The following is a 13,196-nucleotide window of genomic DNA, read 5'->3' as shown; positions in this document are numbered from 1 at the left end:
GAGATAGCCCGACGTCATTTCTTATCGCTCTCTTCATCCGTCGTGGGCGGAATGAGGGGTTTACGAAAGAAGAAACGGTCAGTGACGAACTGCTGAACGATGGTCAGTACATTGTTTGTCAGCCAGTACAACACCAAGCCTGCGGGAAAGTTAATAAAAAGGAATGTCATGAACGCCGGCAGCATTAACATGACTTTCGCCTGGGTCGGGTCCATGGTGGTGGGTTGAATCTTCTGCATGACCACCATGCTGATTCCCATGATAATGGGGAGAATATAGTAGGGATCCTGCACCGATAGATCGCTAATCCATAGCCCCAACGGCGCTTGGCGTAAATCGATCGTCATATACAGAATATTGAAAAGCGCGACGAAGACCGGCATCTGCAGCACCATTGGCAGACACCCGCCCACGGGATTCACCTTGTGATCCCGGTAGAGCTTGATGAGCTCTTTGTTCAGGCGTTCTCGATCATCTTTGAATTTCTCCTGGACGGCCGCCACTCTTGGTTGAATGCCCTGCATCTGTTTCATGGACTTGTAACTCTTGTACTGCAAGGGCACAAACAGCAGCTTGATCCCAACGGTCAGCAGGATGATGGTCAATCCATAATTGTGCGTATACTCGTTGATAGAGCGGAGCACGTAAAAGATGGGTTTGGCCACGGCTCTGACCGTGTCCCAGCTTCCAAAAAGAAACCAACCAAAATCGATGGTATCTTCCAGGCCGATCTGTAAGCTCTGGAGCGTGTCATACTCCTTGGGGCCGGCGAATAGCTGAAGGCCAAGCGGTGCACCTGACGAATCGATCGGCATGCGAACGGCGGTGGAGACCAGCTTGTCGCCTTGTTTCTTGACCACGGCGGACGAACTCACCTTGGGCATGAGCGCAGAAATGAAATACTTATCCTGCAACGCGGCCCATTTCACGGAGCCTTTGCGCTCTGTCTCGGCATCCGGGGTGTCCTTTTCGACCTTGTCATCGACGAGCGTTGCCGTTCCAACCGAACCGATGAACCCCTCCCCCCATTCCACAACACCGAAATTGGTCCCCAATTCGACTTTCAGCGACTCGGTAAGGCCTCCGTGCCTCAATTCAATATCCGCCACATAGCTGTCGGCATGAAATATGAACTGTTTCTCCAGACGAACCCCTGTACCCGGATTCTCATAGGAAAATTTTAAATGGCCGGTAGGATGGTCCTGGTCTAAAGTCGTGAAGTCCTTTTCGACCCTATAGATTCCCTCACTCAATTCCTTTGTGAGAGCCGCGTCGTCGGTGGTGACAGTTAATGGTTCGGGAAACTTGCCCCCTTGCCTGACAAGCTGAACAGCCGGTTGTCCTTCGGAACTGCTGCGATAGCGTTTAAGCTCCCAACTCGTCAGCGCTGCTCCTTGGGTCGTGAACTTAGCCCGATAAAGATCCGTCTCAATCTCGACGATTTCTGACGTTGCCGGCGCTCTCCGCGGTTCCTGCGCTTTAGCAGCATCGGCCGGGGGCTTTTGAGGCACGGCTTCCTTGCCCGATGAGGCGTTCGTGGGTTCCGAACTTCGAGTACTCGCGGCAGACGGTGGCGCCTCGGTTGCCGCCGGCTCGCTCGGCTCAGAAATAGTCTGTTCTGGGAACAGTCCCAACTCTTTGAGGACGTACTCCCACCCGAAGATAATCACGAGGGAGAGTGCCAAGAATACAATGACTCGCTTGTCCATGCGGAGGCTATGCCTTGTTAAATGATGGAATCGCCGCTACTTGACCGGGTCTTCTCCTCCGGGATGGAAGGGATGACACTTCAACAACCGGACCGTGGTAAGGCCGAGCCCTTGTAACGCCCCATACTTGCTGATCGCATCTGAGGCGTATTGGGAACAGGTCGGCTCGAATCGGCAGTTCCGACCGTACATGGGAGAAATCACCATGCGGTATCCCTGAATGAGCCAAAGACACAGATGACGCATATCAATTCAACTTTGGGCGAAGAAGATGCATGCGCTCCAGCGAGGTTTTCCACGCCTGCGTCAATTCTTCCCGGGATTCAAACAGCGCGTCCCTCTTTGGAAACACGAGAAGCCCACGACCCGGAACCAAGTCCCGATGTAATTGCCTAACCAGCTCACGAAAAACTCGTTTCATTCGATTGCGTCGAACCGCATTCCCAAAGCGCTTTCCGACGATGATCCCCACGCGACTGGGGGCATCATCCATCTTGTAGGCTAGGAGATTGAAGAGTGCCGTCGAAATTCGACGACCATGATGTTTGACCGTCTCGATATCCCGGTTGCTGCGTAAAAAAATGGTCGTCCGTCCACGGGCTTTGGGTGTCATTGGAAAGAGGTATTCGTTCGTCGCATCCCACCAGAGGTATTCGAGAGAAGACTGCGAGGTGGTAGGTGACCGTACACAACTCAACAGCACGACGAAGAGATGGGAGAGCAACCTGAAGACCACCCACTGATCAGGCACGTTGGATCTAGACAGTCAACCGAGCTCGTCCTTTAGCCCGTCGGCGCGCCAAGACCTTGCGCCCGTTCTTTGTGCTCATGCGCTTTCGAAATCCGTGTTCGCGTTTCTTCTTTAAATTGGACGGTTGTTGAAATGTGAAAGACATAGCGCTCCTTCCGCCCCCTCATCATAGGGGTTTAGCTTAAACGAACTGCGGATTATAGGGGGAGGCACTAAGACCTGTCAATTTGTCCACACACCGGATCGCTAACTCGTTTTGGTATTCACAGAGATGATTCGTGACCCATGGATGTTTGGGGCGCTTTTGCGTTGTTTCACCAGAATGCCACAAGATACGCTGCCTCCCAATGATAGAGTTCAGCTAAATACGCGAAATAGGTTGAATATTGGTCACATAATAGGGAATATCATTGGCACCGAGCTTGCTGCTCCCTTTGGATGTTCGATCCCGGTGAAGGGTTTCTGTCTGTCAAGGCAGGACAGTCCTGGCCCGCAAGTCGGGTCGCGGTGGCTGATATACCGAACAGAACCAGTCAATAGAACCTGTAAGGAGGATTCTTAGTATGCCGAGAAGAGTTTCCCTCGCATCGCTCGCCCTCACGCTCTTGACATTGGCCGGATGTGCGGATCCGCCCACTCAACAAATCCAGGAAGCGGAAAAGGCTCTGAAAGAAGCACAGCAAAGCGGTGCTGCCAAGTATTCCGCCGATGAATACGCAAAGCTAGAGGGCACTTTGGATACGTTGCGGAAGGAAGTCGCGGAACAGGATGGAAAGTTCGCTCTCTTTCGAGATTACGGTAAGGCTCAACAGTTGTCTGTCTCGGCCAAAGCCGATAGTGACAGGATCAAGGCGGCAGCGGCTCAAAAGAAGGAAGAAGCCAAAGGTGCCGCCATGCAGGCTCAGCAAGTCGCCGAGGAGGCGGTAAAAGCGACACAGGATTTGGTTGCCAAGGCGCCTGTCGGCAAGGATCGGGCGGCCGTGGAGGCCATCAAAAATGATGTGGAAGGGCTTAAATCGTTACTGAAGCAGGTTCAGGTTTCGATCGACAAAGAAGATTATCCGGCAGCACAGACCCAAGCCAAAGCCATCTACGACATGAGCCAAGGAGTGTCGACTGAAATACAGAACGCCTTGGCGAAGGTGGGAAGAGGAAAACCTGCTCATTCGAAGAAGAAGTAAGGTCGCTTTTTTATGGTGTTTGGTCACATGAATAGGGCTCTCGCATCGATCGGCTGTGCGCTCTGCCTCAGCGGTTGCGTTCAGGCCGTCCCTCCAGATCTCTTGGCAGCCCTTGAGACCATCGATCGGGACCTGATCGCATTGCGTGCCCCAGAAACAGCGCCGAAAGAGTACGCTGAATTCGTACGCGACTGGGTCTCTCTAAAATCTCGCGTTGACTTGGACGATGACTTGATCAGGTGGCCGTGGGAGTCAAGCGACCTTGAGAACGATCTCAGACGGCTGTACGTCATCGGTGAGCACACCATCTCTCAGCTCCACGATCGACAGGCGTCTCAACATCGCACGACAGAATCCAAGCTGGCCCGCCTTGAAGACAGGTTTCACCGCATAACCTCGAAGGTCGAGTCGATCGATGGCCGCATCTTGTTGGGAGAACAGGTCGTTCATACGGGTCTTCTCGTGAAACAGGCCCGCACGTTCTTCGAGCAGAAGGACTACCAACGGGCTGTTCAGGCCGTAGAACAAGCGGACCACGCTCTGGCCGCCCAGACTTCATTGCTTACCCGGGAACTGGGGCGATACGCCGATGACCGGCGGATCACTCATTGGCGGACCATGGCGCAACAAACGATCGACTGGTCGCGAATCCACCAATCCACAGCCCTTGTGGTGAGCAAAGCCGATCGGGAGCTGACCCTCTACAAGAACGGCCGGAAGGTGCTATCATACCCCGTCCGATTAGGGTTCAATGGTATGAAGGAAAAACAGTTCCAGGGTGACGGAGCCACACCGGAAGGCCGGTATCGTATCACCGACAAGCGCGGTCAGGGGCAGACTCAGTTCTATCGAGCCCTTGTTCTGGATTATCCCAATGCCGAGGATCATCGGCGCTTCGCCCTGGCGAAGAAGTCCGGGAGGATCGGCCTGGCTAAAGGCATCGGAGGCCAGATCGAAATCCACGGAGTAGAGAACCAATTCATCGAGCAGACTCTTGGGTGCGTCATGCTCGACAATCCACACATGAACGTTCTGTACGAGGGCGTCTCCCTGGGCACTCCGGTGACGATCGTCGGTGCATTGACCGGCCAAAACGCAGTGGCGCTTGCCTTGTCTGAGTTAGAGCATCACAGAGAAGAAATCTGAGGGTAGGCTGATGGGCCGATTCCTTCTAGCTGCTTCAGCGGTATTCTTACTCACACTCCTGGTGGTGACCGCGCCGACCGGCCGTGAGGTCGCATCGAAAGATTCGCAGGCGGTTCACCAGTCTCCGGTAGTGGACGAAACGGGTCTACGTACGCTGCAAGCCCGGTACAAGGCGCTTTCGAAACAGCTGTCCCAACTGATGCCCAACCAGCCATATATCTTGGTCGATACGGCCAGAAACCGGCTCTATGTGAAGCGCCAGGAAGAAGTGGTCCTCGACGCCATCGCTTCGACGGGGAGCGGGACGATTCTCGACAAGCCCGGCGAAAGCAACAACCAGTGGATCTTCGACACCCCGCGAGGAGAGTTTCTCGTACAGTCGAAAGTGACCAACCCTACATGGATCAAACCCGATTGGGCGTTCGTCGAGGAAGGGCTTGACGTGCCGAAAAACCCAGCCGAGCGAGCCGAGCAAGGCGTTCTGGGCGAGTATGCGCTGGGGTTTGGCAAAGGCTACTTCATCCACGGGACGCTCTACACTCGATTGTTGGGAAAAAACGTGACACACGGCTGTATCAGGCTCAATGATAGCGATCTTAAAGGTGTCTACAAGCTTGCTCGAGTCGGGACACCGATCTTGATCTTTTGATCCCCTCAAGAGAGCGCAGACACCACTCATGAACCTCTGCGCCATTCTCCTCCTTCTCTTGACCTTTGCGGTACCAAGTTGGGGAAAGGACCTTGAAGCCTTTCCCAACCTCAATTTCAATGACCCAATCAGCCTAAAAGAAGCCACGCGCGTCCTCGAAGAAGAACTCAAGCTGGCCGCCCGCCCCCAAACATATCTCTTGATCGACTTAGTCGCAGGTACGATTCACATCAAGAGTCGCGGCATGGAGCTGCATCAGATGCCCATCGTTCGGTGGTCTTCCGGGTCACGCGAGGAGCTCAAAGGCGTCCATCGATTGGTTGCGCGGCCTCAAGTCGTCAGGCGCAAGATCGAACCCGGTGCCGCCGTCGAACAGGAACCCATCTCCCTCACGGATATGCCGGTCGACTACGTGCTGGCGTTTGCTCCCGGGCTCACCGTCAGCGTGGTACCCTTGGCCGCCAAGGACAATCTCCTTCAGGGAATCGTCTTCCTTGGGAAATCGTGGTGGCGCAGCTTCAAAAATTGGAGTGGCACTGTCCCAACGGACCAGTTATCGGCGACCGCTGCTCATCTCCAGCTGACGATCTCAGTCGATCACGCACAATCCTTGGCATGGTCGATGGTTGACGGTATGCCTTTGGTCATTCGTCGCCCAACTGATAAATAGGAAAGCACAGCATCGAGTCTGTGTTGCCTTTTCTCTACCGGCTCAATAAGATACGAGAGAGTTTCCCACCGACTCCACCACCGAGATTTCTTTGAAGAAGGAGGCCTATGTCTATGCGCCTGAGTGACACGCTTCCACCATCGTTTCAATCCGTGATCAATCCCGCTCTGGATGCGCTTCGCCAGACTCAGGTCATTGACCGGTTATGGGCAAAGGACCATCGAATCTGGAAGGAAGATCCCAAGGAGATCAGCGATCGTCTCGGTTGGCTGGTGGTTCACGAGCAGATGCGACAGCAGCTCGCTCAACTGCAGCACTGCGTCTTGTCGGCGAAGGACATGAAGATCAACGATGTCGTGCTGCTGGGCATGGGAGGAAGCAGCCTCGGGCCGGAAGTACTGCGTACTGTGTTTGGATCGCAGAAGCGTGCCCCTCGTTTGTGGGTGTTAGACTCAACCGTTCCAGGTTGGGTTCGACAAGTGACCAAGTCCGTTTCGCCCGCTAAAACGCTTTTTCTCGTTGCCAGCAAGTCCGGCGGAACGATCGAGGTCATGTCGCTATTCAGCCATTTTTGGCAATTGGTATCAAAGGCGAAGGGCAATCATGGGGGGCGCCAGTTTATCGCGATCACGGATCCGAGCACCGGCCTCGAGAAATTGGCAAAGGATCACGGATTCGGCCAGATCTTTACCAATCCTGCCGATATTGGTGGACGCTATTCCGTCCTCTCCCTCTTTGGACTGGTGCCCGCGGCACTTCTGGGCCTCGATATCGCTCGGCTCTTGGACAGGGCAGCCAATATGGCTGAGCGATGCCGAAAGCAGCAAGACGTTGAGACAAACCCCGGCGCGTATTTGGGAGCGGCCATGGGGAGTCTTGCGAAAAGTGGGCGCGATAAGGTGACGATCATCGCCTCGCCATCGCTCGCCACGTTTGGTCTGTGGGTGGAACAACTCCTTGCCGAAAGCACAGGGAAGGAAGGAACCGGTCTCATCCCCATTGCACAGGAGCCGATCCTGAAACAAGGTGCGTATGGAACCGACCGATTCTTCGTCTATCTCAAGCTCAAAGGAGAAAAGAACAAAGCCCTCGATCAAGCGGTCCAACAGTTGCTCAAAGCTCAACATCCGGTCCTCCAATTGGATCTCCAAGATCGTTACGACTTAGGGGGCGAGTTTTTTCGATGGGAGTTTGCGACTGCGGTCGCCGGACACATTCTCGGCATCCATCCCTTCGATCAGCCGAATGTTCAGGAGAGCAAGGACAACACCAATCGGGTCCTGGAAACGTTCCGATCGACTGGACGACTTCCGGAACAGGCAAGCATCCCTCCAAAGGACATCGCACAAGATCTTTCAAGTCGTCTGCAGCCGGGAGCCTATGTTTCCGTATTGGCCTACACCACTCCGTCACGTTCGTTCGACACAGCGGTTCGTCGCCTCCGCCAAGTCCTCATGTCAGGACATCGGGTTGCCACGACGTTTGGATATGGACCCCGTTATCTCCACTCCACCGGACAATTGCACAAGGGCGGCCCCGCCTCGGGCGTTTTTCTGGAATTCGTGGATCGCATGATGCCGGACATGACGATTCCCGATAAGCCGTTCTCGTTCGGTACGCTGGCGCAAGCGCAAGCAGCCGGTGATCTGGAATCTCTTCGAGCGCACCATCGTCACGCAGTTCGTGTCCAACTCGGGCCGGACCAAGCCGCCACGGTCAATCGAGTCACGGCATCATTCAAGACGGCGAAGAAGCGGCGTACACGTGCTCGGCGTTGACATGGCCGTCACCCCGGAAATTCACGTTTCGCGCAGTGGTCAGGAATGGGCGCAAGAAGCAGCCGCGTTCATCCTGTCCGTCAGCGAACAGGCGATTCAGTGCACCGGTCGGTGTCTGGTCGCGCTTTCGGGAGGATCGACGCCGAAGGCCCTCTATAGAACCTTATGCCAATCTGAGTGGAAGTCGCGCTTCAATTGGCCGCGAATCTTTTTCCTATTCGGAGACGAACGATGCACGCCGCCTGAACATGCCGAGAGTAACTTTGGGATGGCCCAGGCTGAGCTCTTTCGGCCGTTGAACATTCACTCCGATCATATCTATCGGATGAAGGGCGAATACCAAGACCCAACGGTCGCAGCGCAAGAGTATGAGAGGCAGCTTCGAGAATTGACGAAATGTCCTGCTTCAGAGCCACCACGCCTAGACGTGATCCTTCTCGGTCTCGGCGAAGACGGCCATACCGCATCGCTCTTCCCTGGAACAGAGGCCCTACAGGAACAATCCAAGATCGTCACGGTCGGCCATGCCCCGACAGGTATTCGACATCGTCTGACGTTAACCCTAGGTGTTCTGAATCGAGCCGCTGTGGTACTGTTCTTGGTAACCGGTCCAGGTAAGGCCGAAATGGTCCGCCGGGTCATCGAGTCTGAATCCGACGCAGATCGTTCTCTGCCGGCAACGAAGGTTTCACCTGAATCGGGCCGGCTCGTATGGATGCTTGATCAAACCGCTGCGAAACAGCTCACGAAGCGATCGTACAAAGAGGGTACATGATTCTTGCGGGGGATATCGGAGGGACGAAGACGAACCTGGCGCTCTATGACTGGACCACTGAGCGGGTGGAACCGTTGCGCTTGGAAAGTTTTCACAGTGGTGACTATCAATCCCTGGAAGACATTCTCGTAGAATTTCTCACGCCGCCGAAAGCGCCGTCCCCTCTAGGATCGGCGACAACCGAAGAGGGGGACCACAGCGAGCAAGCCGGCAGTGCTCCGTCTGAACCGGTACAGTTGACGGCAGCCTGCTTCGGCATCGCGGGACCGGTGATCGACAATCGTTGTCAAACCACGAACCTCCCCTGGGTGATTGACGGCCGGACCATCGCCAAACAGTTCACCATTCCGCGCGTGCAGTTGCTCAATGATCTGGAATCCACCGCCTACGGTCTTCTGTGGCTGCGCTCCGACGAGCTGGAAGTGCTGAATGCGGGGAATCCACCGGCCAAACGGCAGGCGTTGGCGCTCATTGCTGCCGGTACCGGACTGGGTGAAGGGATCCTGTTCTGGGACGGCAAAACCTATCGTCCGATGCCATCCGAGGGAGGTCATACGGACTTTGCGCCGAACAACGATCAAGAGATCGAACTCCTTCGCTATCTCCGGAGCCAGTATCTCCACGTGAGCTATGAGCGGATTCTGTCCGGTCCCGGTCTTCACGCGATCTATGAGTTTCTACGCGATACCAAAAAGAACGAGCCGACCTGGCTCGCAGAAAAGATTAAAGCCGGGAATCCGGCCGCGGAGATTGCCCAAGCAGGATTGCAGGGACAAGCCGAAATCGCCAAGCAAGCGTTGGATCTGTTCGCGTCGATTTATGGCGCCGAAGCCGGGAATCTCGCCTTGAAGGCGCTCTCGCTCGATGGCGTGTATGTGGGCGGCGGGATCGCTCCCAAGCTCATCAAGAAGCTTCAAGATGGGACGTTCATGAAGGCATTCATCAATAAAGGTCGGTACAAACGTCTGATGGGTCAGATGCCCGTAAAAGTGATCATGAACCAACAAACAGCCCTCATCGGTGCGGCCTCCGTCGCGGCCGCCCTTTCCCTCCCGTCCGCGTCATGACCTCCGAAGATCTAGACAGTCTTAAAAAGGCCGCTGCGATAAAAGCGGTGGAATTCGTTCGCGACGGGATGATTGTCGGCCTAGGGACAGGATCGACCGCAAAACACATGCTGATCGCACTCGGCGCACACGTCCGTGCCGGTATGAAGCTGCGAGGAGTGCCGACCTCCCAAGAAACCGCTGCACTGGCCAGAAAGGCCGGCATTCCCCTCATTGATACAGAAGACCGATGGGACATTGACGTTGCCATCGACGGCGCCGATCAGGTGGATCCAATTTTCAATCTCATCAAGGGCGGCGGCGGGGCCCTCCTGAAAGAAAAGATTGTGGCGGCATCGGCGAAACAATTCATTGTCATGGTCGACCACACCAAGCAAGTCCCGGTGCTGGGAGGGTCTTTCCCCTTGCCCATCGAGGTCATTGCCTTCGGCTGGGGAAGTACCGCGCGCGAAATCGAATCGCTCACAAAAAGTCGTGTGATCCTGAGGGAACGAAACGGAGTTCCGTTTAGAACCGAGTCCGGCAACCTTATTGTCGACGTCCATATGGATCGCATCGATCGGCCAGGAGACCTGGAGATCGCACTCAACCTGATTCCCGGCGTTGTGGAAACCGGTCTCTTCGTCTGCCGGACTGACGTCTTGATCGTCGGCACACCGCAAGGTGTCCAGACTCTTTATGCCACTCGGAGGTGACGATTCAATCAACAGGCGAGAGATACTGCTGGATTTTCTTCGACAGGCCCGCTTCCTTCTGACCCTTCCAATAGCGTATACGTTCTGCGTTCCATCAGTGTCGCCCAGCGCCGCAGCAACGGCGATCAGGCCGAAAGGTGAAGAGATGAATCTTGACGATATTCCAGGCAGCAGTAATCCCTATCGACTCCCACGGCATGTTATTCCCGCTCGCTATGACTTGCGGCTTGAACCCGATCTCACGACGGGGACATTTCAAGGCCAGGCGACTGTCGCGGTCTCAGTCAGCCAGACGACCCAGACCATCCTATTGAATGCCGTCGATCTCGTCATTACGTCGGCTGTGGTTGAAGGTTCGAACGGTCGGCGATTCGAGGCCTCCATCGATTTGGAACCGTCGACGCAACGTGCCCGGTTCTCTGTCAGGCAGCCTGTCACGCCGGGTGAATGGCGGCTGTTTCTTTCCTTTCATGGGAAGCTGAACGATCAGCTCCGTGGGTTTTACCGCAGCACGTACAAAGATGCTTCGGGAGCCACCCAAACTCTGGCTGCAACGCAGTTCGAAGCCACAGATGCGCGCCGGGCTTTCCCCTGTTGGGACGAACCGGATTTTAAGGCGGTCTTCGCGACGACGCTCGTCGTCGACACTCATCTCACGGCCATCTCAAACACGTCGGTTACCTCTGAATCGATTGAGAACAATAAGAAGGTGGTACGGTTTGCCGACACCATCAAGATGTCGACGTATCTGGCGGCCTTTATCGTCGGGAAAATGGAAACGACAGAGCCCGTCTTTGTTGGAAAAGTACCCCTTCGGCTTTGGACAGTTCCGGGGAAGCAACCGCTGACGCCGTTCGGGCATGAGATTGCCGTTGCGTCGTTGAAATTTTTCGAAGATTACTACGGCATCCCCTATCCGAGCGACAAACTGGATTTGGTCGCCATCCCGGATTTTGCGTCCGGGGCAATGGAGAATTTTGGCGCCATCACGTTCCGTGAGACGGCGCTCCTCGTGGATCAACGCACCGGATCCCATGCCGAACTCGAACGCGTGGCCGACGTGGTGGCCCATGAGAACGCCCACATGTGGTTCGGTGATCTGGTCACAATGGCGTGGTGGAACGGGCTCTGGTTGAATGAAGCCTTCGCCACGTTCATGGAGATGCTGGCCGTGGATGCGTGGAGGCCGGAATGGAAACGATGGGAGACGTTCAGCGTCGCCCGCGCAGCCGCGTTTTCCGTCGATGGACTGCATAGCACGAGGCCGATCGAATATCCCGTCCATGCGCCGAAGGATGCCGATGCGATGTTCGACATTTTGACCTATGAAAAAGGTGCGTCGGTTCTTCGGATGCTGGAGCAACATATCGGCTTCACGGCCTTCCGGGACGGTGTGCGGCAGTATCTTCGCACCCATGCCTATGGCAATGCCGATACGAACGACCTCTGGACGGCACTCGGCACGGTCGCCAAGCAGCCGGTTCCCGAGCTGATGAACGGCTGGATCTTCCAACCAGGCTTTCCCTTGGTGACGGTGGATATGCGTGGTCAAGAACTGCTTCTTTCACAACAGCGCTTCACGTACGTAGCTCAAGGGCAGTCTGCCGAGCAGATATGGCAGATCCCTCTCCAGATTCGACTGAGCATCGGGGAACGAACGGAACATCGACGGGTGTTGTTGACAGAACGGGAGACGAGCATCGGCATACCGGCCGGAGTCACTTCCGTGTTGGTCAATGAAGGAGGGCATGGATTTTATCGGGTCCGCCACCGCGATCCGCTCCTGCAGCAACTTCTCGATCAGGGGCTCGATCGTCTGGCGGCTATAGAACGGTTCGCCCTTGTCAGTGATGCGTGGGCCACGACACAGGCCGGGGTCATGCCGCTATCCGAGTATCTCGAGCTCACCGCGCATTTTAAGGGTGAACGAGACAAGAACGTGTGGACCGTGTTGCTGGATTCGTTTTCCTATTTGAACAGGCTCATCACTTCAGAGGATCGCGCAACATTGGAAGCCTTCGTTCGCGAGCGCGTGGGGGCGGCTGTGAAAGATCTCGGATGGGATCCGCAGCCGAAAGAATCGGATCTCCTCCGGCAATTGCGGGGGGATCTACTCGGCGCGCTCGGCAAGATGGGCAATGATCTTGCGACGCAACGCCAAGCGACAGAACGGTATCAGCGGTACCGCAAAGATCCGGCCAGCACCGACTCAAATGTCGTGCCCGCGCTCGTCGCCATTCTGGCTCATACCGGAGACGAAGCACGGTACGATGAATTCGTAGAACTCTATCGATCGGCGTCTACCCCGCAGGAAGAACGGCGGTATCTGTTTTCGTTGGCCTCGTTTCGACACAAGGAATTACTTGCGCGCACGCTGGCCCGTACGATCAACGGCGAGATCCGGACCCAAGATGCGCCGTTCGTCGTCGGGGCTCTCATGATGAACGTGTATGGTCGTGAGGTCGCCTGGGATTTTGTGAAAGCCAACTGGGATCACATGGACCGGCTGTACCCGAAACAAGGTCTCAGGCGGATGTGTTCGGGAATCATCGGGCTTGCCACACCGGACCTCGAACAGGATGTGCGCGAGTTCTTCACCGCTCGCAAGATCGACCTGGGCGGGAAAATACTCGACCAGTACTTGGAACAACTCCGTATTGCCGTGGCATTCCGTGAACGGGAAGGACGCACGATCCGAGCCGCCTTCGCCAGTTCACTGGAGACGTGAAATGCAGTGAGTTCGTTCCGGATGCTTTGGCAGAGCCGATCTAGATT

The 13,196-nt window shown here is 55.6% G+C and carries 13 protein-coding genes; 9 read left to right on the top strand and 4 right to left on the bottom strand.

Translation table 11 applies throughout. The features are described from left to right. Positions 1 to 14: 14 nt before the first annotated feature. Genes yidC through rpmH form a run of 4 tightly spaced genes read right to left on the bottom strand, consistent with a single transcriptional unit; the run spans position 15 to position 2,605 of the window. Complete coding sequence (gene yidC / locus H8K03_10840) at positions 15 to 1,709, bottom strand: membrane protein insertase YidC (GenBank protein ID UVT18344.1); 1,695 nt, start codon at positions 1,707 to 1,709, stop codon at positions 15 to 17. Positions 1,710 to 1,745: 36 nt separating this feature from the next. Beyond that, on the bottom strand, positions 1,746 to 1,955 hold the full coding sequence (yidD, locus tag H8K03_10835; protein ID UVT18343.1) for a membrane protein insertion efficiency factor YidD: 210 nt from the start codon (positions 1,953 to 1,955) through the stop codon (positions 1,746 to 1,748). Between the two features lies 1 nt (position 1,956). After that, a complete protein-coding gene (gene rnpA / locus H8K03_10830) occupies positions 1,957 to 2,460 on the bottom strand; it encodes a ribonuclease P protein component (protein ID UVT18342.1) in 504 nt (167 codons plus the stop codon). Positions 2,461 to 2,467: 7 nt separating this feature from the next. Continuing rightward, entirely contained in the window at positions 2,468 to 2,605 is a 138-nt protein-coding gene (gene rpmH / locus H8K03_10825) for a 50S ribosomal protein L34 (protein ID UVT18341.1), read from the bottom strand. 418 nt (positions 2,606 to 3,023) lie between these two features. Here rpmH and H8K03_10820 point away from each other — a divergent pair, with 418 nt between their 5' ends. The 9 genes from H8K03_10820 (at position 3,024) to H8K03_10780 (ending at position 13,149) form a co-directional block, all read left to right on the top strand. Next, positions 3,024 to 3,641: a hypothetical protein gene (locus H8K03_10820; protein UVT18340.1), complete on the top strand. Its 618-nt coding sequence runs from the start codon at positions 3,024 to 3,026 to the stop codon at positions 3,639 to 3,641. A gap of 27 nt (positions 3,642 to 3,668) precedes the next feature. Beyond that, positions 3,669 to 4,787: a L,D-transpeptidase gene (locus H8K03_10815; GenBank protein UVT18339.1), complete on the top strand. Its 1,119-nt coding sequence runs from the start codon at positions 3,669 to 3,671 to the stop codon at positions 4,785 to 4,787. 10 nt (positions 4,788 to 4,797) lie between these two features. Continuing rightward, positions 4,798 to 5,436 carry a L,D-transpeptidase gene (locus tag H8K03_10810; protein UVT18338.1) on the top strand — a complete coding sequence of 213 codons (639 nt, stop codon included), beginning with the start codon at positions 4,798 to 4,800 and terminating at the stop codon, positions 5,434 to 5,436. Between the two features lie 28 nt (positions 5,437 to 5,464). Further along, positions 5,465 to 6,106, top strand: coding sequence for a hypothetical protein (locus H8K03_10805; protein ID UVT18337.1), 642 nt, complete (start codon positions 5,465 to 5,467; stop codon positions 6,104 to 6,106). Between the two features lie 113 nt (positions 6,107 to 6,219). Further along, on the top strand, positions 6,220 to 7,884 hold the full coding sequence (locus tag H8K03_10800) for a glucose-6-phosphate isomerase (protein UVT22450.1): 1,665 nt from the start codon (positions 6,220 to 6,222) through the stop codon (positions 7,882 to 7,884). Further along, on the top strand, positions 7,871 to 8,659 hold the full coding sequence (pgl, locus tag H8K03_10795; GenBank protein ID UVT18336.1) for a 6-phosphogluconolactonase: 789 nt from the start codon (positions 7,871 to 7,873) through the stop codon (positions 8,657 to 8,659). The genes H8K03_10800 and pgl overlap by 14 nt, the downstream gene beginning before the upstream one ends. Beyond that, on the top strand, positions 8,656 to 9,726 hold the full coding sequence (gene glk / locus H8K03_10790) for a glucokinase (GenBank protein ID UVT18335.1): 1,071 nt from the start codon (positions 8,656 to 8,658) through the stop codon (positions 9,724 to 9,726). Before pgl ends, glk begins: the two co-directional genes overlap by 4 nt. Then, positions 9,723 to 10,421 carry a ribose-5-phosphate isomerase RpiA gene (gene rpiA / locus H8K03_10785; protein ID UVT18334.1) on the top strand — a complete coding sequence of 233 codons (699 nt, stop codon included), beginning with the start codon at positions 9,723 to 9,725 and terminating at the stop codon, positions 10,419 to 10,421. Before glk ends, rpiA begins: the two co-directional genes overlap by 4 nt. Before the next feature lie 145 nt (positions 10,422 to 10,566). Then, positions 10,567 to 13,149, top strand: a complete 2,583-nt coding sequence (locus tag H8K03_10780) for a M1 family metallopeptidase (GenBank protein ID UVT18333.1) — start codon at positions 10,567 to 10,569, stop codon at positions 13,147 to 13,149. Positions 13,150 to 13,196 lie beyond the last annotated feature (47 nt).

Origin of the sequence: Nitrospira sp., assembly GCA_024760545.1 — a bacterium.
In the GTDB taxonomy this organism is placed as follows: domain Bacteria; phylum Nitrospirota; class Nitrospiria; order Nitrospirales; family Nitrospiraceae; genus Nitrospira_D.
Note: the sequence above shows the minus strand (reverse complement) of the source record. Positions and strands in the feature narration are given on the sequence as shown.